The 21,929-nt window shown below is 37.0% G+C and carries 16 protein-coding genes and 1 pseudogene; 9 read left to right on the forward strand and 8 right to left on the reverse strand.

Annotated features, from left to right (window positions below; translation table 11 throughout):
- Window positions 1-23 precede the first annotated feature (23 nt).
- Window positions 24-1,949: a RagB/SusD family nutrient uptake outer membrane protein gene (locus ADIARSV_RS13590; RefSeq protein WP_016196136.1), complete on the forward strand. Its 1,926-nt coding sequence runs from the start codon at window positions 24-26 to the stop codon at window positions 1,947-1,949.
- Between the two features lie 293 nt (window positions 1,950-2,242).
- Here ADIARSV_RS13590 and ADIARSV_RS13595 read toward each other — a convergent pair whose 3' ends face one another.
- A complete protein-coding gene (locus tag ADIARSV_RS13595; protein WP_040300098.1) occupies window positions 2,243-2,512 on the reverse strand; it encodes a hypothetical protein in 270 nt (89 codons plus the stop codon).
- Between the two features lie 131 nt (window positions 2,513-2,643).
- Between ADIARSV_RS13595 and ADIARSV_RS13600 the strand changes: the two genes are divergently transcribed.
- The 8 genes from ADIARSV_RS13600 (at window position 2,644) to ADIARSV_RS21555 (ending at window position 10,466) form a co-directional block, all read left to right on the forward strand.
- A complete protein-coding gene (locus ADIARSV_RS13600) occupies window positions 2,644-4,125 on the forward strand; it encodes a glycoside hydrolase family 30 protein (protein WP_200864755.1) in 1,482 nt (493 codons plus the stop codon).
- A gap of 169 nt (window positions 4,126-4,294) precedes the next feature.
- Window positions 4,295-4,456 carry a hypothetical protein gene (locus ADIARSV_RS21915; RefSeq protein ID WP_016196140.1) on the forward strand — a complete coding sequence of 54 codons (162 nt, stop codon included), beginning with the start codon at window positions 4,295-4,297 and terminating at the stop codon, window positions 4,454-4,456.
- A gap of 10 nt (window positions 4,457-4,466) precedes the next feature.
- The gene (locus ADIARSV_RS13605; protein WP_152439888.1) at window positions 4,467-4,757 is read left to right on the forward strand and encodes a hypothetical protein; all 291 of its coding nucleotides are present in this window, start codon (window positions 4,467-4,469) and stop codon (window positions 4,755-4,757) included.
- A 33-nt stretch (window positions 4,758-4,790) separates the two neighbouring features.
- On the forward strand, window positions 4,791-7,355 hold the full coding sequence (locus ADIARSV_RS13610) for a glycoside hydrolase family 31 protein (RefSeq protein ID WP_083936589.1): 2,565 nt from the start codon (window positions 4,791-4,793) through the stop codon (window positions 7,353-7,355).
- Window positions 7,356-7,462: 107 nt separating this feature from the next.
- A complete protein-coding gene (locus ADIARSV_RS13615; RefSeq protein ID WP_016196143.1) occupies window positions 7,463-8,611 on the forward strand; it encodes an alpha-L-fucosidase in 1,149 nt (382 codons plus the stop codon).
- Between the two features lie 8 nt (window positions 8,612-8,619).
- Complete coding sequence (locus tag ADIARSV_RS22185) at window positions 8,620-9,198, forward strand: hypothetical protein (protein ID WP_200864756.1); 579 nt, start codon at window positions 8,620-8,622, stop codon at window positions 9,196-9,198.
- A 58-nt stretch (window positions 9,199-9,256) separates the two neighbouring features.
- Window positions 9,257-10,045 carry a hypothetical protein gene (locus tag ADIARSV_RS13620; RefSeq protein WP_016196145.1) on the forward strand — a complete coding sequence of 263 codons (789 nt, stop codon included), beginning with the start codon at window positions 9,257-9,259 and terminating at the stop codon, window positions 10,043-10,045.
- Between the two features lie 148 nt (window positions 10,046-10,193).
- Window positions 10,194-10,466: a hypothetical protein gene (locus ADIARSV_RS21555; RefSeq protein ID WP_016196146.1), complete on the forward strand. Its 273-nt coding sequence runs from the start codon at window positions 10,194-10,196 to the stop codon at window positions 10,464-10,466.
- Here ADIARSV_RS21555 and ADIARSV_RS23220 read toward each other — a convergent pair.
- From ADIARSV_RS23220 to ADIARSV_RS13655, 7 genes and pseudogenes are all read right to left on the reverse strand, one after another.
- Window positions 10,411-10,839 (reverse strand): annotated as a pseudogene (locus tag ADIARSV_RS23220) (alpha-L-fucosidase). The gene ADIARSV_RS21555 and the pseudogene ADIARSV_RS23220 overlap by 56 nt on opposite strands.
- A 148-nt stretch (window positions 10,840-10,987) precedes the next feature.
- On the reverse strand, window positions 10,988-11,059 hold the full coding sequence (locus ADIARSV_RS23225; RefSeq protein WP_152439890.1) for an alpha-L-fucosidase: 72 nt from the start codon (window positions 11,057-11,059) through the stop codon (window positions 10,988-10,990).
- A gap of 257 nt (window positions 11,060-11,316) precedes the next feature.
- Window positions 11,317-12,459 (reverse strand): hypothetical protein, encoded by a 1,143-nt coding sequence (locus tag ADIARSV_RS13630; RefSeq protein ID WP_016196148.1) that lies wholly within the window; start codon window positions 12,457-12,459, stop codon window positions 11,317-11,319.
- Window positions 12,452-13,612, reverse strand: a complete 1,161-nt coding sequence (locus ADIARSV_RS13635) for a hypothetical protein (RefSeq protein WP_016196149.1) — start codon at window positions 13,610-13,612, stop codon at window positions 12,452-12,454. Before ADIARSV_RS13635 ends, ADIARSV_RS13630 begins: the two co-directional genes overlap by 8 nt.
- A 72-nt stretch (window positions 13,613-13,684) precedes the next feature.
- Window positions 13,685-15,154, reverse strand: coding sequence for a right-handed parallel beta-helix repeat-containing protein (locus ADIARSV_RS13640; RefSeq protein WP_016196150.1), 1,470 nt, complete (start codon window positions 15,152-15,154; stop codon window positions 13,685-13,687).
- A 27-nt stretch (window positions 15,155-15,181) separates the two neighbouring features.
- A complete protein-coding gene (locus ADIARSV_RS13645) occupies window positions 15,182-18,670 on the reverse strand; it encodes a hypothetical protein (RefSeq protein WP_016196151.1) in 3,489 nt (1,162 codons plus the stop codon).
- Window positions 18,671-19,621: 951 nt separating this feature from the next.
- Entirely contained in the window at window positions 19,622-21,580 is a 1,959-nt protein-coding gene (locus ADIARSV_RS13655; RefSeq protein WP_016196154.1) for a right-handed parallel beta-helix repeat-containing protein, read from the reverse strand.
- Window positions 21,581-21,929 lie beyond the last annotated feature (349 nt).

Raw genomic sequence — 21,929 nt, forward strand, 5'->3', positions numbered from 1 at the left:
TCATAAATAACAATATTAATTATATGAAAACATTAAATAAATATCTTAATATAACTTTTCTGACCATTTTGCTTTCAGGACTTTTTCTGAGTAGTTGTCAGGAATATTTGGATCAAGATCCACAATCTGTAGTTAGTGAAGCAGTATATTATAAGAATGCAACTCAATTTACAAATGCTTCCAATAATTTTTACACCCGTTTAGGTTTTGATTATGATGGAGACCAGCATACTCAAGGAGATGCTGGGTCGGATTTATCAAATAATCTATCTGTAACTCCTGTATATGGGGGAGGTTTAACTGCTATTCCAACCACTGATGCCATCTGGACAAAAAATTACAGTAATCTCAGGGCGGTTAATCAACTAATCGAAAAGGCTGCTATTTATCCTGGGAATCAGACAGAGATTGCTGTTCCATTAGCTACTGCTTACTTTTTCAGGGCATGGCATCATTATAATTTACTGAGACGATTTGGTGGTGTACCCATTGTAACCAAATCGCTCGATGTAAATTCTGAAGAGGTTTATGCCAAAAGAAATAGCCGCTACGAAGTAGTATCACAGATTTTGAAAGATTTGGATATGGCCATTGCTGGCTTGCCAACTGCTAGTACGCTTGGTCTTACTGGTCAAGGTAAACTTTCAATCACTGCAGCTCAATCATTTAAAGCCCGTGTATTACTTTACGAAGCTACTTGGGATAAATATGTTGCTACAACTACCGATGGTGATGGGGTTACAAGTGGAGTTGGTTCTGCAAAACCTGCAGATTATCCAAGCGTAACGAGTATGTTAACTGAAGCAAAGTCGTTATCATTGGCAGTAATAAGTGGTACTTATTTCTATTTGTGGGATCATCGTTCAGACATAGTTCAAGGTGGAACTACTGATTATAGTCATCTATTTTATTTGTATAACTTAGAAGATGCGGGTTCTAATCCGAAAGGATTAACTAAAGCTGACAATCATGAATTTATTTTCCAAACAGTTTATGATTTTACTTTAAGACAAATTAGAAAGAACCTTTCACATTCTCACCCTGTTGGTCCGTCACGGAAATTGATGGATATGTACTTGTGTACCGATGGTTTACCTGTGCAACATTCTGCAGTATTTCAGGGATATTCAAGCATGATTTCTGAGTTTACGAACCGTGACCTTCGTTTAACGAGTTTTGTTAACATTCCATTGCAACAATATTGGGGATATGGTTCTGCCACAACTGGTGGTGGTGCCCAATATTCAAAAACGTTTGCAACTGCTGGAACAGGATATGATTATCGCTATATTCCTGTATTGACTTCTCCGACTGGAGGTAGAGGTGTTGGCTATATGGGAAATAAATTTGTGACGGAATATAAATTACGGGAAGATCTTACGGAGTCGTTTAATTATCCCCAAATAAGATTGGCGGAGGTGATGCTCATTTATGCAGAATCAACCTGCGAATTAGGCAATGGTTCTATTTCGGATGCCGATCTTAATCTCTCTATCAATAAAATAAGAGCTCGTTCCGGTGTGGCATCATTAACCAATGCATTGATTGCACCATTTCCAGATATGAACATGTTAGGTGAAATACGTCGAGAACGTGCTATTGAATTAGATGGTGAAGGTTTCCGTTTTGATGATTTAAAACGTTGGAATATAGCTCCTCAAGAATTGAATAAAAACGTATGTTCCTGCTATATCGCAGGTACTGAGTACGCAACAGTATTAAATCCAAAAACAGGAACTCCTATTTATCTCGCTAGTGGTTTTTCAAACGGTTTAACGACATCGGAACAAAGTGTATCGAGTTATAGTGGTATTGCAACTACCAAAGCCGGAGCTTTAATTCTTGATCCAGCTGGCAATCGTAATTTTACAATTAAAAACTATTTGGATCCAATTCCTTCAGATCAAATAACTTTAAATCCTAATTTAAAACAAAATCCAATTTGGTAATCCTTTTTTAAATTATACTTTTCTTACCCGGCAGGTCATTTTGATCTGCCGGGTTTTTGTAGTGCGCCGAGCATGAAGATTGTATTTGACAGTTCAAAATTAACAAGGATATTATGGACGGCGGCGTTGATGGACTGGAGGTAGATGACCTTGACTATCTATTAATCCACAAAGATGAATTACTACAATCTATAATCAGGGGAAATTACAAACCTAAACTCTTAGGCGCGTAGAAATACCAGAAGAAGGAGGGTAGAAACGATAATTGGTAATACCACCTGTTTTTGATAGTGTTATTCAGCAATCCATAGCACAAATACTATCTCCGGTTTACGAATCCCTTTTCTCAAACACCAGTTATGGATTTCGTCCAAAACTGAGTGTACATGATGCTTTGAAACTGTCAAGAGTAAATTAGCAATTGTTATAAATACACCGTTAATATGGAAGTAGAGAATTGCTTTGACACGGTTTGCCATAGCAATGAGAGGTTGTTCAATTTGCTCGATTGTTAAATGCGCATTATTATAAATTTGAATTGATGTGAAATGAATAGACTTCATTATATTTAGTGTAAAACCTAATTCTTACGTACTAAACCTTAGTCTACTATTATTAGTTGACTAAGGTTCTGTAATCTTGAATCAAATGAATTAATAACAAAAAAATAAATCATAAATAATTTTATTATAACATGAAGACAATGCTTTTAAAAACAGCCTCCCTATTCTGCGGCTTATTATTGTGTATGAGTGCCTTTGGCGTAAGTAAATCAAAGGTAAAAGATAAGGTCAAAGATAAGGTCCAAGATATAGAACAAATTTATTCAACACCAACTAAACATTGGGTAGAGCTTAAAAAACCAACTGCATCGATTAACAAAAATCAGGTAAAAGCCGATATTGTTATTTACTCTGACAGTTTATTACAGAAAATAGATGGCTTTGGTGGCGCATTCAATGAAATGGGCTGGACATCTCTTAAAACAATTCCTGACGCAGAAGCTAAAAAAGTAATTGAATCGCTTTTTTCAAAAGAAGGTTGTAATTTGTCGATGGGACGTATGCCTATTGGCGCAAGTGATTATGCACTAAGCTATTATTCTTTTGATGATGTACCTGAAGATTTCGTTATGCGTGATTTTAATATCGACCGGGATAAGTTTATTTTAATGGCATATATTAAAGAAGCATTAAAAGTTCGTCCCGATATGAAATTATGGGGATCACCCTGGACACCACCGGCATGGATGAAAGTGAATGAACATTATTCAATGCGAAATGGTGATTTAAATGGACGTACAGGTGGTAATAGAATGACCGATGGTGCTCAAATTTTGAATAATGCCACCGCTTTTAAAATGCAGGAACGCTATTTGAAAGCTTATGCTTTGTATTTTTCTAAATTCGTAAAAGCCTATAAAGCTGAAGGTGTTAATGTTTATGCTATAATGCCTCAAAACGAAATAGCATATACACCTAACTGGCCTGCATGTACCTGGCGTCCGGAAGATTTAGCCTATTTTATTAAAGATTTTATGGGTCCTCAAATGGAAAAAGATTCATTGGGTACTGAAATTTGGTTGGGTACTATCAACTATGCAAATCCAAACTATGTAAAAACTATTTTGGATGATAAAAAAGCAGCAAAATACATCAAGGGAGTTGGATTCCAATGGGCTGGTTCTAAATGCATTCCTACAATAAGCAAAGATTATCCACAATATAACTTTATGCAAACCGAGAATATTTGTGGCGAGGGTGAAAATAACTGGACCTCCCTTCAAAGATCATGGGGAACCATGATACATTATTTTAACAATGGAGTAAGTTCATATATGTATTGGAACATGATATTGGACGAGAATGGCATGAGCGCATGGGGATGGCCTCAAAATTCTATGGTGGTAATTGATAAAAACGAAAAAACGGTAAAATATACCGACGAATTTTATTTGTTCAAACACTTCTCTCATTTTGTGCAACCGGGCGATCATTTATTAAAATCGTCGACAGGTGAAAATCACATTGCTTTCAAATTAAAAGATGGTAGAGTTTTATTGTTGATCAATAATCCCAAAGAAACTGAAGAATCTTTGAATGTTCAGGTTGGTGCAAAATCATTGAATGTAAAACTACTACCAACATCAATCAACTCATTTGTGTTACGAAACTAGAAAAACAAACCCATACCCCTAAAGGGGATTAAAAATTCAATTCTATGGTTTTTGTATCAAAATACATTTATCATTATGAAATTCAAAGTATTACTATATTTTAGTTTTTGTATTATCATTACAACAAACAAATGCAAAAGTACGTTTAAACTGGCTTTTTGCAGATAAAATGGTTGTACAACGCGAAAGTAATAATCCGGTGTGGGGCTGGGCTAATCCAAACGAGAAAATTACCATCACTACCAGTTGGGGGGCTAAATCTGAAGGGATTGCTAAGGTCGATAGTACCTGGAAAATGAAACTAAAAACTCCAAACAGGTCCTCTTTATAAAAATTCAATAGTGTTGGGCAACAAAATGCTTGTGTATTTTAGTCATGTTGGTTCGGGTCTAATGGTTGGTCATAAAGAACTGACCAATGATGCAGAATCGGTGAATGAATCACTCGCATGGTTTGAAATAGCCAGTGATGATGGAAAATGGATAAAAGCGGAAGCAAAAATAATTTCTAAAAATGAGGTTGAAGTTTATTTCAGCGAAGTTGCAATACCTGTAAATGTACGTTATGCCTGGTACTCATATCCCGAAAAGGAAGGTTTTCCTGCTGCAATACTCAGCTCAGAAAAGCTGTAGAAAAAAATAAATGAAAAATAATGTAAAAAAGCAATGAAAAAAATCATTTTTCTAAGTATGGTAATTATGTTGATGCCCATTTTGATATTGGCTTCCGATATAAAACAGGATATTACAATAATGGAGAATTCGGTTACAATACAGCTTGTTAAATCAACGATTGAGTTGGAAGTTATGAATAACTCCATTATACATGTGAAAAAAAAATTAAAAAATAACGATAAGGCTCAGAGTTTACCTGATTATGTAACCGTTTTAACACCGCAGAAAACCAAATTTAAAGTTTCTCAGAATAAAACACAAACCATACTGAAGACTGATTTGGTAAAAGTAATTGTGAATAATGACGGAGTTATTGAATTTGAAACTAAAAAAGGTAAAGGACTTTTATCGGAAACAAATGAAGTAACATATATAAAACCAGACAACACAAAAGGTGATTTAGTATCACAATCTTTTGTGGCAGGTGACGAAGGTTTGTATGGTTTGGGTCAGTTTCAGAGTGGCGTAATGAACTGGAAAAACACGTCTATTCGTTTGCAACAAGACAATCAGGAAATTGCCATTCCTTTTATTGTTTCTACCAAAGGTTACGGAATCTATTGGCACAATTACAGTGTGACTGATTTTAATTTACCGGAGCACGAAATTGCTTTTGCAAACACTTCTGACGAAAAAAAGAACGTACGTGAGGCTACATTTACTCCTGCAAAAACAGGGATGTATAGTTTTATGGCAGAAACAAATAGTGCAAATAAAAGAACAAAAAAGCCAGTGATTCAGGTAGATATAGATGGTGAAAATATCATTAACTATACTACTTTTTGGGCACCGGTTTGTTTTTCTGGTAAAAAATACTTAGAAGCCGGTAAAAGCTATAAAGTAATGTTCCAAAATACTGGTTCAAAAGAGCAGGGACGTTTGCTTTATAACGAACCCGATTATAATAAAACAGTTTTCAGCAGCGAAACAGGAAATTCCATTGATTATTATTTTGTTTATGGCGAAAACCCTATGCAAGTAATTTCCCAATATCAGCTACTAACTGGCAAAGCTCCTATGTTCGATAAATCGGCATTAGGATTTTGGCAATGTCGTGAACGATACCACGACCAAGCCGAATTGTTGGAAAATGCCCGCGAATATCGTAAAAGAGAAATTCCTGTTGATTATATTGTACAAGATTGGTTTTATTGGCCTAAAGGTACAAAAGGTCCGGAGTGGGACAGAGAAAAATATCCGAACCCTAAATCCATGGTCGACTCATTAACAAAAATGCATTACAAATTAATGGTATCGGTTTGGCCTGAGGTGAATAATGAACCCATGATGAAGAAATATAATTTGGACAAACAGGTAATGACCGGAACTCACTTCCTCGATTTATACAACGAAGATGTTCAAAAGAGATATTACAAAATGATTAGTGATTCAATGTTTCACATAGGTGTTACTTCTATTTGGTTAGATGGTTCTGAACCAGAAAACAAACCGGCGAATGATTATCAAACAGCAGTTGGTCCATTTGGGGCAGTTGCCAATCCGTATTCTATTATGGTTACTAAATCCATGTACGAAGGAAAACGGAAAGAGTTTCCTAACCAGAGGGTGTTTAATTTGACTCGTTCGGCTTATGCTGGTCAACAACGTTATGGAGTGGCCTCGTGGTCGGGTGATGTAAACGGAACTTGGAGACAATTCTCCGAGCAAATTGCTTCCGGATTGAATTTTGTAATGGCTGGTGTGCCTTATTGGACTACAGATATAGGCGGATTTTTCAGGGATTCGAAATCATTGAACCCAGTTTATGATGATCAGTATACAAATGTTGAATACAAAGAATTATTAACGCGTTGGTTCCAGTTTGGTGCTTTCTGCCCGGTTTTTCGTATTCATGGTTATGTTTCAAATACAGAAATTTGGCGATATGGTCAGGAATTTGAAGATATGGCTCGCAAATTTATTGACATACGTTATCAGTTAATGCCATATACTTATTCAGAAGCCTGGAAAGTAACTACCCAAGGTAAATTGTTGTTAAGCCCAATGGTGTATCAATATCCAAACGATAAAAATACCTGGGGAATTAAAGATCAATTTTTCTTTGGAGAATCGATGCTGATTTGTCCAATAACTGAATACAATGTGAGAAATAAAGAAGTGTATTTGCCAAAAGGTGAATGGTTCGACTTTTGGACTGGAACGAAAATTCCTAGTGGTGCAAAAGTAAATGCTATAACACCATTGAATCAATTACCTGTCTACGTAAAAAGTGGATCTATCATCCCAATGGGACCAAAAGTGCAATATGCCAACGAACCAACTAAAGAGCCTTTGTTGATTAAAATTTATTCGGGCAAAAATGCAGAATACACGCTTTATTTAGATGACAATACGAGCTATAATTACGAAAAAGGAATTTATTCGGAGGTTAAATTTATCTATTCGGAATCTGAAAATGAAATTACAATGTCCAAAGGAAATGGTAATTATATTGATTTTACTAAAAATCCAATGATTTTCAATATCCAAAAAGTGGGTAGCGAAAGCATTAAAAAAGTTATATTTAATGGCATTAAAAAAGTTGTTAAGCTTTAATTTTATTTTTGATTCAGATGTCGTTTAAACTTATGGATTTATTAGTCTAATTATTTCCTTTTAAATACTTCTTGCAAACTACTTTTTTTAAATCAATTTTATACACAATGACCAAAATTTTCAAACTGTTATTTTTAGTTATTTTACTATTGCAATTCGGTTTTATCCAAGCCGGAAATATAGAAAATAAAATCCCGAAAGAAGAACGCATGGAATGGTGGCAGGAAGCCCGTTTCGGTATGTTTATTCACTGGGGAATATATTCTGTCCCTGCCGGACAATACCATGGCAAGGAAGTGAGAAATAGTGCTGAGTGGATTATGAACAAAGGTGAGATTCCGCTAGGTGAATACGAAAAATTCTCTGATCAGTTCAATCCAACTCAGTTTGATGCCAAAGCTTTTGTTGGCTTGGCCAAAGAAGCGGGTATGAAATATATCGTGATAACTTCGAAACATCACGATGGTTTTTCCATGTTCAATTCTAAAAGCAATCCATTTAATATTGTGAATGCAACGCCATTTAAACGTGATGTTTTAAAAGAACTTTCTACGGAATGTCAAAAGCAAGGAATCCGTTTTGGATTTTACTACTCACAAGCGCAGGACTGGAGTCATCCGGGAGGTTTGGGAAACACATGGGACAAAAAAATGCAACACGTTAGCAATGATGTATATGTGCGCGAAAAAGCATTACCCGAAGTAAATCAATTGTTGACAGATTATGGTCCCATCTCTATTTTCTGGTGGGATACGCCGCGTGAAATGTCCAAAGAAGTGGTGGATAGTTTGTACCGCATCACCGGATTGCTTCAACCCGGAATTATTACCAACGACCGTTTAGGCGAAGGTTACGAAGGCGATTATAAAACTTTTGAACGTGGCATTCCAAAGACGAAACCGGATGATAAGTATTGGGAAATTTGTCAACCAATAAGTGGAAGTTGGGGATATAAAAAATCTGACACCATTTATCAATCAACTTCTAAATTGGTTCGAAATTTGGTGGACGTTGCCAGTAAAGGCGGGAACTATTTGCTTAATGTAAGTCCTACTGCCGATGGAATTTTGATGCCAGGTGCAGTTGCAAGCTTGAAAGGCGTTGGATCTTGGATGAAAAAAAACAGTGAAGCCATTTACGGAACTCAAGCTGCTCCGTGTACTAACCCCGATTGGGGCAGAATTACCATGAAAGTTGTTAAAGGAAAACCTGTCCTTTATTTGCATGTTTTCGACTGGAAAAAAGATGGAAACTGACTATACAATTGAAAAACAAAGCAAAATCTTGTTATTTGCTTTCAAACGCCAAACAAAAGTTTAAAGTTCAAACAACGGATGCGGGAATTGTGGTGACGCTCAAAGGCAATGCACCAGATTCAATAGCTTCGGTTATTGTGTTGAATTTAAATGACATGCCTCATGCCGTTATGCCAACTGAACTTACAGAAAACAATGCGGGCATTCTTGAATTAACTGCCGAACGTGCTCAGTTTAAAAACTTAGATGCACAAGGTGCCGAATATCAAAGTGATAAAAATTGCATTGCTATGTGGACAAGTGAAAAGGCCATGGTATATTGGACATTCACTGTGAAAACACTTGGTAAATTTAAAGCAACAACCGAAGTGGCTGGACTTAAACCTTCAATGTTTAATGTTTCTGTCGATAATCAGAAAAACAGCATAGATATTCCTGCCAGTGGAAATTATGGTAAGTTTGTTCCATTGGAGCTTGGAACTTTTAGTTTTGATAAAGCTGGTGTTTACACCCTTATGTTTACACCCGATTTGGATAAATGGGCCCCTATCAATATGCGAGGAGTAGTTTTAAGTCCTGTAAAATAAATCGTTCACTATAAATTTTGAAATATGAATATTCAAAAATAAAAGTAGAATCAAGCTGATGTTAAATGCTGGTTTGGTGTTCGTTCTTGCTTTGTTTTTACAAAGTGTAAAAAGTCAGGATGAAAAAGCTTTCAATATGGTGAACCGTTCACTATATTGGAAGTTGAAACTTAATGATCCTTGCACAAAAAACTGGGAGAAAAATTGGTTCAAAGACGGTTTGATAGCCAAAGTAGAACAATCGGATTCAGGAATGAATTTTATAGCTGGACCCAAAAACCGCAATGACGCGCATCATGGCGTTCTTTGGAGTAAAGAATCGTACAAAGGCGATATCAAATTGGAGTATTATTACACCCGTACCGACAGTGCTGTAGTGAATGTCAATATTCTCTACATCCAGGCACAAGGCATTGGAACGGGTCCTTATGATAAAGATATTTCGAAATGGAATAAACTTCGTGAAGTACCTGAAATGGGCATTTATTACAATTACATGAATCCGTTGCATATCAGTTTAGCGGCATTCCCTATGGTAAATGAAGATCCCCAAAACGATTATATCAGGGTTCGGAAATATCCAATAAGTGAAGGTCGTAAGTTTAGCGAAACTGAAATACCTGAAACTGCATTTAAAACAGGTTTATTTTTGCCCAATGTCACTTACAAAATAACAGTAATAAAAACTAAAACCAATTTGTATTTTAAAATTGTTGGCAATAAGCAATCCAAGTTGTTTTCATGGAAGCTGAAGGAAGGTCAATCACCTGAAGAAGGACGAATTGGCTTACGTCACATGTTTACACGTTCTGCTCGTTATAAAGATTTTAAGATCTACACAAAATAATATTAGATTTCAAGTTTTAACAAATCAATTTGAAATATCAATGAAAATGCAACTTAGAAGTTTAATTATTGCTGTTTACTTGTAAATATATTCAATATTAAGCGGCAGATAAAAAGCCTGTAGTTAGTATTCATCTCTTTTAAATGAAATGGTGGATAGAAATGCCATTGCGAAATTTCCAGTAACGCTATTCTATTTAAAACAACAAAGTAGTTACAATCGTGCTTCGGTAACATCAAATGAGCCTGTCGGTTGGTTTACCAACAAAGATTTTAATTCGAGTGATGCGGATCACAACTTTGTGCGCATTGAAGAGAAAAATGGCGAGAAGGAATGGGTATTGATGGATCACGAAGATGCAGGAGCTATTGTTCGGTCGTGGATGCCATGGAAACCGGGACGGAGTTTTTCACCGTATTAAATATTTTATGGGCTTGTTCGTGGTTGATGTTGTTTTTCGGTGTATTCCACCACAGCACAGCAGGGATATTCGAACCGTAATTTATTAGTAACTTTTTTACCTGTGGCACGGCGGTCTTATCAATGTAATCATCCATAATGTATTCTTGCGCCGGATCCCACTTGGCACCATTTGTAGCACCGCCATTGTTCCAGTCCTGCGCTTGCGAATAATAAAAACCAAGCTTGATGCCCGCCATACGGCAAGCTACTGGAAGTTGTTGCAAAAGATCATAGTGCCATGGTGTCGCATTCTAAATGTTCCATTTATTGACCTTGGAAGGCCACATGGCAAATCCTTCGTGATGCTTAGCCGTGATAACAATGTATATCATTCCAGCATCTTTGGAGATCTTTACCCAATCATTGGTATTGAAAGCCTGTTGGATTGAATTCGTTAGCAAACTGCAGGTATTCGGCTATAGGAATCTTACCGTGGTTCATAATCCATTCGCCGATAGCTTTGACTGGTTGGCCTTTATTTTATCCGGCAGGTACAGAATAAACAACCCAGTGGATAAACACTCCAAACTTTGCTTCGCTCCACCATTTCATTTTGTTTTCTCTTGAGAGAACTACTTAACGGCAGGAAAAAGTGATAATTGGTATCACTATTCGTTTCATATTCGATTGTTTGTTTTATTTATATTCTTCCTATCCTGACATTGAATACGCATTAATGTACACATTCGACTGCATTTTACGTACGCTCAGTTTTTGTAATAAATGTAACAATATAATATACTATTTATTCGAATAAATGAAACCTGCATGCAGGTTTCATTCTTTTCAGAGTTGGCCCAATAATCCTGTTATCCAACAAATAATACAACAGTTTGCATAGGTTTAATAGTTATATTGTCTGTTTTAATACTTTTGGCTTCTACCAAATCCTTAGACCCTTTAAATTTGGTTGGAATTTTAAGGGAGTATGATTTATCTTTGGTGCAATTCATGGCAATTAAATAAGGACCATATTGCATGGTGTAAAAGTTACCCTTACCTGCAAAAATATTCTCTTTACCGGGTTCATAATCGGTTTGATCAGCAGGAACTTTAGCTATCGGTTGTTGTTGGCCAGCTACTGCAAGGTACATACCCACATCTTTATAGTCCTTTTCTCTGCCTTTGCTAAAAGGTGCATCTGTTAGATCGGGTAGAGTATATAATAAACCACTGTTGTTGAATTCAGTATGAATATGTATGGTGGCATCTCGTTCAAAATCAGGGCCCAGGTAATGTACCCGGGCAAGATTGTTTATGGCATACCTCGCTCTCCAGTACAAGGATACATACATAACATTGTTGCCATTTTTTAAGGCCAACACCCCATCCTGAGGATCAGCAAAAACAAAGTCGGGCTGGCCAGGAGTCATTGGCAAGCGTGCTGGTTGAGGAGCTTGCGCCATCACCTTGGCATAAGCCTGGGGAGCATCCATCAAGCTGCTTAATTCGCTGTATCTATTGCCATTCGCTCTTGATTTTAGCGTTTTGAAATATTGTTTGTCGTTTAATATTTGTTGCCCGTATCCAAGCAAAACGGGGTTTAAAGTTGCGGCAGCTATTTCCAGAGGGCCACCATCGCGAGACGAAAGTTGATCATATGCCACACTTCCCGGGTAGTACCAATCTCTCCATCCAATGATACTTTCAATAACCATTGTTCGTTGGTTGTAATCATTTACCAAGGGATAACGAAATATGGTTCTGGCCTTTGCAATTTTTATTAACTGCGCCTTTAACGTAGGATCTCCTTCCGCTTCCGAAGTTGGTCTGCTGGAATTATACATACCCAAAACAATGTCATTTACTTCACCATAAGCTCCAACATACCCCAGTTCTTTGGTTAAACCCTTGTCGGTAAGTTGCATGAAATCTTTACCTTTCGACCACGATGGATTGTCATTTTTATCCCAACTTCCACTCCATGGTTGTAGTCCAATGGATTCATACAATATGTGAAGTATTTTTTTTTTCGGGCCACGCTTTTTCGGGCGTTAAAACAGCAATCCCTCGGTTGCATTGGTATATATACCAATCAACAATCATGGATTGATTTGTGTAGGAACGACGGTTTTGGATATGCCAATTTCGTGAAGCCAGCAACATCTCACTCCATGCTTCTTTGGTGCTTTTGCCAGTGCCTTCAATTGATTTGTCTAAATAAGGCTCTAAAGGCTTTGCCAACAACGAAATAGCATCGCCTATTGCGCCATACCCTTCCCATGTTTTTCCAACTATATCGGGATTAGATTTAAACTCGGCATAATGAATGCTTATTGCCTTTGCAATTTTATCGATAACCTGTGCCTTGTTATAGGCTGCCGACCATTTTACCAGATATGCTTTAGCCAGAAAGTGAATGCCTCCGACCTCAATTTTATCCTTCCCATTTAAATCTTTTTCAATGGCCTTATTAACTTTTTCTTTTACATAGTCAAGAACTTCCTCTCCAGGTTCAGTCGGTGTTTGTAAATCATCCCAAGCCTCCGTGTTTTTAGAGTTATATAGAAGTTCCAGGTATGGTTCGGTATGTATGTAAACAGCGTAAATACCACGAGATGCCTGAGTCATTGGTTTTTGGTATTTCTCAAATGTACCACCGTACCCCCAAATTGGCCCTTGCGCTTCAATAGCCAGTTCAATATTTTTTTTACCTTTGGTCATGTTTTCAGGCAAGGGGAACGTTTTATAAAAGAAATTAGTGGGATTTCGAGGGTAGTTATACATGATATCTAGTTGGTCGATTTCGCCCAGATGGCGCTGCCCCACCTGTTTGCCATCGATAAATAGCATCAGGCGGCTTTGTTCTTCATTTATATCGCCCCCCCAAAACCTGGCGGTTATATAATTGGGATTGTCAGGATCTACGTTCACGTTAAAACTTATCCGACCTCCTCTCCATCCTTCTTCCTTTGGAGGAAGCAATTTTCTGGCAGATAAATTAAATTTTCCATTAATTATCTCACTTAATTCAGCTTTAACGCCATGCAAATTTTCGGACTGTTGATTTCCAAATTGAAGGGAGTCTTTCACTGTATTCGCACTTGCCAAAGTAAGCATTGCCATGCTTAACCCGAATAAGGCAACTTTTTTGATATGTGACATGTTCTTATTGTTAGTGTTTTCTACATGTTGTTTTCTCTCATTTTAAGAAAACTTTTTTAACTAGAAGCTCTTTTATCGAAATTTTACATTGTTCTTTCCATAATCAACTATCTTGCCATAGCTTGTAACGTTGTTGTATTCCGAATGCTCACCCAATATAACAGGGTATTCTGTTTCATTTATAATAGTATTTTCTTTTGCTTCATAATCGACTTTGTTGCTTTCATAATTTTGCTTATATCCTTTGGGTACACCCGGGAATTCGGTGGTTAATAACTCAAACTGCGAATAGTAACCCACCACAATGGGGCGTAAAACCGCATCAATTGGACTAGCAGCTTGAGTGAACTTGAAAATGTTATTCGTTCCACGAATGGCGGCCATCACATGATTGCCTACCGCATGTGGTGAAGGTAACAATTCAAGTTCAATGACACTTCGATGAGCCGCTTCAACCTGATAAAAATTATCGGCAGGGTGGATGTAGATCAGTGGTCCATAAGCGGCATTTCCTCTGCAATTGATCACTTTACCATCACTGGGCATGGAATAACCTTCAACAATACAATCAAGTACGGTGCAATTTCTGGCTATGGCTTTTCCGCTGGTCATATAAAGTTTTATTCCTGACCGGCATTTCTTAATGGTGCAATTTTCTACGGTAACATCACCTGATCCAGGATAAGCCCTAATGCCGTCTTCGGTGAGATTCAACATCTTGTCGTGGGGAATGGGTAGTCCTTTGAGAACATCAAACTGCACTTTGTAGTCAAATCGTTTGGGCAGATCACCATCATTCGTTTCAGAATAAAGATCGTTACTTGGTCTGACCCTACCTTCAATCAGCGTATTCTTAATCAAGACCTTGTCATATCCACCTCCCATATATATGACATGTCCAAATGCCTGATGTTGAAATTCGCAGCTATCGATGGTTATGTTTTTTCCGTGGATCAAAAGTCCACATCGCTTGTCCAGACCTGCCGCATTGCCACCCCCTATACCGTAAATATTTCCATAACCATAAGGGAAAGAGCCTCTAGCGGTCAATTTAATACATATAACCTTGTTGTTATTGCCTGGAATAATGATTAGTGCACCGCCTTTTTGACCCTTTGCTAAATTCACACGATCCTGATTATAACTGCCAAAATCAGTGACCTCAGTCATACCATTTTTATATACATCTTCATATTCGCCACCTCTTAGGGTAATCTCGTTGCCAGTCAATCTAAAATAAGCTCCATTGGCATCGCCTACTGGGAATTTAATATAAACGCCAGTCATCTCAATGAGGTTATTATTCCCTGAGCAAGGGAAATTTCGGGATTGATCGGGCAATTCGGTAATGGTGTACTTACCCGGCTTCATAACGATGTGTTGATTGCTGTATTGCACTGCCAAACGCAATTCGGCTAGTGTGGACACGTTTACGGTGGTTTGAGCAGATGCCAATGATGAGGTTAACACAAGCATCAACAATAATGCTATGCCAATAATTAATGGATTTGATCTTACCTTGATTTTTTTTGTGATAATCATTACAGCTTTTTTTGTATTGTGTATCGTTTAATGTGTATTTTCTTCTCTTACAAGGGATCCATTAACAAATTCCTTTGTTGAAACTTGCATGCTTTTGCCATCGCCATCAAAACCAGAAAGGGTTATTTCTTGAACCCTGCCATCCAATAATTCAACAACAAGCACGGTGGCACTTTTTGCTGTAACCGATTTGATAACGGATTTAGTTTCATAAGGCTCAATAACCGACAAATAGTGTGCATCTTTGCCTTTACTACGCACGGCTATTGTTTTCCTACGAGCCGATTCATCACCCAACGGGAAATCACCACCCAATTTTGCTTTGAAACTTACCGCATTTAAACCACTCAAATCAATGGTAATTTCAGCACGTTCATTTTGTTTTTCGGGCATACCAGGCATTGAATTTTCCATCAATTCGCCTGCTATTTTTATGGGGCCATTGTAATAATCTTTGCCTTTGGCAGCTGGCATAGCCAAGTTTTTATATTTTACAGGCAATGTTGAAAGATACACTTCGGAACCATCGCTCAAAATCAGTTTAGCGTCGCCCCAGAAAATGGTATTGTTTTCGGGTTTGCTAGTTTTGGTGGTAAGCACCAATTCTTTTTTACCCTTCACATTTAACAATATATCTTTACTTCCCAAAATCCATGCACCGGTACTATCGCTTACTAATACTTGATTGTCTGCTTTTACGGTGTACCAAAGTCTTTTGTTTACACCAAAACTTTCAGGAGCAGTTCCAATCATGATCTCATTTTGCAGCGGCCATGCATTGAAAATATCTATTTTCAACGGACCATCTTCGCTAAACGGCAAACGACCGCCTTCAATATCGCAACCTTTACCCCAACACATTTCAAATTTTGCACGCGAATTTCCTACCGTTTTAATCCAGTTACAATCGGTAATAAATTGCGCACTACTCAGCGGATCGGTATTCATCTGATTATCATGACGAATAAATTCTTTTTTGTTGGCAGTAATTTCTTTAAAGCCTTTAATTTGAAACAACCAATCGTAAATATGTTCTTTTTCGGCTTTCATATAATCGGCCAACACTACATAATCATCCATCATTACCATCAAACGGCGTTGCAAAACAGGTTCAGTATAATCGGTACATTCGCCATAATTTGGAGCATTTTTCGGCACAAAAATGGATCGATTATCCAACATGGTTTTTTGCTCAAAGCTAATTCCTTGTTCATCGCCATAACGCATACCGCCATAAGGAGGATTGCTCCAACGAGTATTAGTTTCAACAACAGTAGCTTGCATCATATCGCCAGTATAATAAAGCGTTTTAAAACTTTCCTTTGGCTCCTGCATTTTTTGATCAACTACCACCATGTTTTTATTGATAGAAGTTTGAACCAAAAATTTATATAAATAAGAAGAATATCCGTACCAAAACATTTCAGGATTATAAAAACTACGACCATAGCGCATCATGCTCAAGAAATTTGTGCGGTCGAAATGACCGTGATAACCACCGTGCGAACCATAATGCAAAGCAGCTTGAATTTGCTCACGTTGCTCACGACCTTTGGTTTGTGTACGTAATTGCACTACGCCAATATTATCGGCAAATGTAGATTGTTTTGCTTTCTCGGAAACTACATCAGGTAAATTAGGCACGCCATACAATAAACTGCGTTTTTTACTGCGGTTGATAATTACTGCATATTCCGGATCTTGGTATAAATAATAAGCCAACTCGAAAGGTTCGCCTGCAACTTGATCCTCTTTCGCATCGTTTACAGCTGGCAATACTCCGCGATAATCCAACATAGGCACCACTGCATCCCACATATCTTTAACACCAACAGCATTTTTATTTATAGTTCCCCATTTCATAAAATCCATACCGTACAATCCCGGTTTAATTCTATTTGGCATTAGGGAATAATGTTTGGTTGTTCCAATAGGAATTTGTTGATCTTTAAAGTTAATTCCCCAAGGTTGAAGTGCAATAGCAATTTCAGAAAACTCACTTGCCACCCAAATATTATAACCGACTGCACATTCGTACCACCATCCGTCGCTCATTACTCCCTGCGCAAACTGACCATAAATGCCGGTTGGACGATAAAGGATATTTTCTGCCAGATGCCAGTCCTGAATAACTAAAGCACAATACAATGCTCCAGTAAGCTCGGCTACATCCCAGTTTCCAATACCACCGGTTGCATTACCCATTTGAGCTGTTTCAATGTATAAACGAAAAGTATTTTCTACCAATTTTCTATCTTGATCGGTAAACAATCCGCTATGATAAACCATATCATAAGCTCGGGCTACATTCTGAAAAAAACCCCCCTCTTTTACAAAATTGATATTATTAGCCCTTAAAGTTGTTGGATAACCATTTTCAACATTGATCAACCTACGAATAAACAAAGCACATTTTTTGGCATATTCATTTTTAGAAGTCAGTTGATAAGCAATAGCACAATTCATTACTTCATCTCCTTCTTCCGAACGAAATAAATTTCGACCCATGTATGCATTGGCATTGGAAAGTTCTGCCGCGATTTCGGGCACTTTCCATTTTGTTGCTCTTCTTTCGTATTCTGCTAAACCTTCTTTGGCCCAATCGTATTTTACTATTTTGTCTTTTACTTCCTGCCATTTATCAGCACTAAAAACAATATTTGGATAGGGTACAGCAACTGCAGATATAAATTCCAGCGTAGTAGCAGATGCTCCATTACCATTAGCTATGGCTTTGATTAGTAGTTTTTCACGCGAACCTTGCGGCATTGAAGCTGCCAGTTCAACTACCAGTTGACACTTTTTTACTTCGTTAGGTGCTAGCTCTACAAATTCAGGATTCAACTTTGTTTTCATCGATTCCCAACCCATTTTAGGGATAGAAAGTTGTACCATTTGCTTTTGATCGGTTGTATTTCCTATTTCAAACTCATAGCTTAACTTTCCTCCGGCAACAACGGATTTACCTTGTATAGGCGCACTTAATGAAATGCATTGCCCTTTTGTGATATTTACATTTCTGATTTTCAACTTAGAACTATTAGCTACATTGGCAACAATATTCAATTCTTTGATACCTTGAAGTGTACCTTCAACTTGTCCTTTGTTTGTATCAAGAATTTCCCAAGGCACATAAACCGATTGCCAGCCTTTGCCCTGAATTTGAACCGTAGCTTTACTTATCGGATTTAAATCATCGGCATCCTCTTCCGCCACTTTTAAAGAAATATCAATTTTGGCAGATGTTGCCGATTTTAAATAAACTTCAAACGATAATCCTTTATAAATGTTCCAGTTGGAAGCATTTCCGTAAAATTTACGAAAGCCAGTATTGTAAGTTTTACCCTCTGGATAACGGTATTGAATAGTTTCTCCGCTGTTGAAAACAGCTTCGTTTTTGCTGACTTTTGAAATTCCTTGCCAGTCGGAAAAATCAGGCTTCCCAACCGATGTTTTTAGTTGCGCTTGCAATGACATAGTAGCGAAAATTGCAATTACAACAATAATTCTTCTCATATTCTTTTTATATTTAAATAGTCGAGCCTTAAAAAGTCCATTTTGTTTTAAAGTTATTAATTTGTTTTGGATCTGATTTTATTTGTATTTCAAGCAATTTATTAAAGATGAATATGACAAGCTTGAGCGAGTTAAAAAAGAGGTCAAAAAGAGATGATTTCCATTTGTTCATCATCCTTTTAAAGATGAAATCTACGGTAGCAAGCATAATGTTGATGTTATTGCCAAATATCCCTTTGTAATCAAATATTTAATATAATTTTAAGACTCGACTAGTTAACAAAATAAAGATATACAGTCAATTACTTGAATATTGAGACATTATATTATTCTTATTATTTATTACCTGAAGTTTGTATCTAATCTCAACTACTGATTCGCATTATTTAAATAACAATGTTATTTGTTTTTGATATATTTCGAACCTAATAGTCCACAATAGTTTTGAATAAAGTGATAAGACCAAGAACACATAGCGAGATTGTCTCAAAAGAGTTCTATTCAACACAAATTTATGCTGACCGTTGGTTCATGGTTGTAAAGAGATGGTAAATAGAGCTGCTTTTTAAACAGCTAAAGCAGAATTTTCCTCTAAAATATTTCTTAGGGGATAATGAGAATGCCATTGAAATACAAATATGGGCAGCTATGCTGGCTAATCTGTTGATCACATTGGTTAAAACAAGGTAAAGCGCGCATGGGCTTTTTCTAATATGGTATCACTGATTCGCAAACAGCTGATGAATTATATTGATATTTATCCCTTCCTGGAAGATCAGGAAGGGTGCTGGAGAAATGTTATAGGAGAAGACCAGGTCCGCAATCAAAATTTTCTTTTCACATAGAACAGGGCTTACCTTTTAAAATAACTAAAAAAGGACCCTTCAAATCAAATGGGACAACTAGAAAATACTAATCCCGGTTTTACCGGACACTAATGATTATTTTCAATTATTTTCCCCAAACTTTTATTCTATTTTTTCCCACCTGTAGTTTTTCTATTGGCCCGACAAATGCTTTATTGGCATCTCGACAAGCTCCAGTTATATCTTTATCAAGGGTCAGGGCTGAGCCATCTGCATTCTCGTATAGCGATTCTGCCTGGAAGGAAGCACCCAACATTTCAGTAGTTACCAATGGGCAATTCTGTTTCGTAAATGTTTCGTCGGAAGTAATATTCAAATAAAAGTTATTACCTTCTTGCTCAATGCTTATTTCTGGTTTTAAGTTTTTATTTTCAATAGGTGAAATATCAATTTTCGAAGCCAACGCTTTATTTAAATACAAATTGGCATTGATAAAAACAGGAAGCTTATGATCATAATAACCAGCACCTTTACCGAATTTCCATTTGTAACTTGCGTCAGGATATTCGTTGTACGCATTTAAACCTGAGAATGTACTTTTAGGAAAAGTATCCTGCTCTGCAGCAAAAATATTATTGTAATAGCGATCGTCGCCTTGCGGGAAACCCATTACACCCATAACTTGGGTTGAATGAGGATAATGGTAGGCTATAAAACGAGTTGTGCCACGCATTTGAATACTGCCTTTGATTAAATTATGTGCAAAGGCTGTTCCTTCGGAGGCATTTAACAATGATCTTTCGGACAATAACAAATTGTTATCAACAATCAGCGGTCCATGGCAAACCTCGATAAATAAATCTTCGTCGTCGGTATTATTATACAACACATTGCCTGTAATTCTTGCACCTTGCGCCTCCCAATCCAACCAAATACCGCGATTGTTATCATGTATACAATTGTTTTTTATAAGCACATCAATGCCCACGTGAAGTTTGATGCCTGCCGTTTCGTAACCCCAAAATTGACGCTTTGTATTGATATTATAAATTAAGTTGTTGCTAATTTCACTGAAAGCACATCCCATATGTCCCACAATACCCGTCTGACCACAATCACGAATTGTGTTGTTACGAATAATATGAGAACCAATCATTTCTTTGCTCCAACCCAACTGCAAAGCTTTAAATATCACTTCACGCTCGGTTTGAGTTCCATGTTTGCGTTTGCCTTTTGTCCACATATCTTGCCCCGAAGCTCTTTCTTTGCCTATACTAATACCTGAACATTTCGATTCATAAATAAGGTTATTTTCAATAATCCAACCCTTGCTCCAGTTTGGCCCAATTAAACCCAATTGTTCGGAAGTTGGCGGTGCCCACTGTGTTGCTGCATGGCACATATTGAACCCTCGAACGGTTATATAATTTAACCCTTGATTTTTTGGAAAAAATACTGCTGGACGAACATTTATCTCCACCAATTCTTTGTTTGGATTCAGGCCTTTAAAATTGGCATAAATGGTGGTGAATTCTTCGTTGCTTTCGCAGTACCACTTATATTTAGATGCTTCTGGGTTGCCAGTTCTCTCCATTGGGCTCTCCAACATCACTTTATACAAACTATCGGTTTCGTACAGTGCTTTGTCGTTTAAATACACTTCGCCCAAATGGTGATCCATGCCGTAAGTATTTAGCAACCATTCGCCTTCAAGTTTTATTTGATAGGGATTAAAATTACCAAACATAACATTATCAATAACTGTTTTCCAGACATTGCCTTTGTATTTGACCCATTTTTTAATTTCTTCCGAGCCCTTTATCCACACAGCTTCATTATCGGCAGCCTGATAAGTAATTCTGGTAAAGTTGTTTAATCCACCATTTGCCGGACTCACCCACTCGCGATATACACCTTTGTGTACAATCACTTTATCGCCAGCAAAAGCAATTTGTGCTGCTTTCGAAATAGTTTTAAAAGGTGCACTTTGGGTACCTTTATTTGTAAAATCATTACCATCTTTTGAAACATGATATTCTACAGCTTGCATTTTAAATGAAGTGAACAGGATGCTTAAAAGTAAAAAACGACTTAATTGATTCATTATTGGTTGTATTATTGTTTTATACGAATTATAGTTTATAAACACTCAAAATATATTCACCATCTTTTCATGTAAAATTTTATATTTAATGCGATTCAGTTCGTAGAACTTAGATATCAATAGAGTAAGCATATATAAACGATTTTAATTGTCGAGGGACATTCATATTTTCTAAGTCTATCCTCTACGGGAAATTGTTTCAAGCAATTTTCATGTTCTATCGATATTTATTCCCTACGGGAAATTTTTACCTGACATGTATATCTAATCAATAGCGTCCTAAACGCAAAAAAGAGATAGGAAAAGTTTTAACACAAAGTCACCTTCGTGTTAAAAAAAAATCCTCTTT

The sequence above is a fragment of the Arcticibacter svalbardensis MN12-7 genome (genome assembly GCF_000403135.1).
Lineage (GTDB): Bacteria > Bacteroidota > Bacteroidia > Sphingobacteriales > Sphingobacteriaceae > Arcticibacter > Arcticibacter svalbardensis.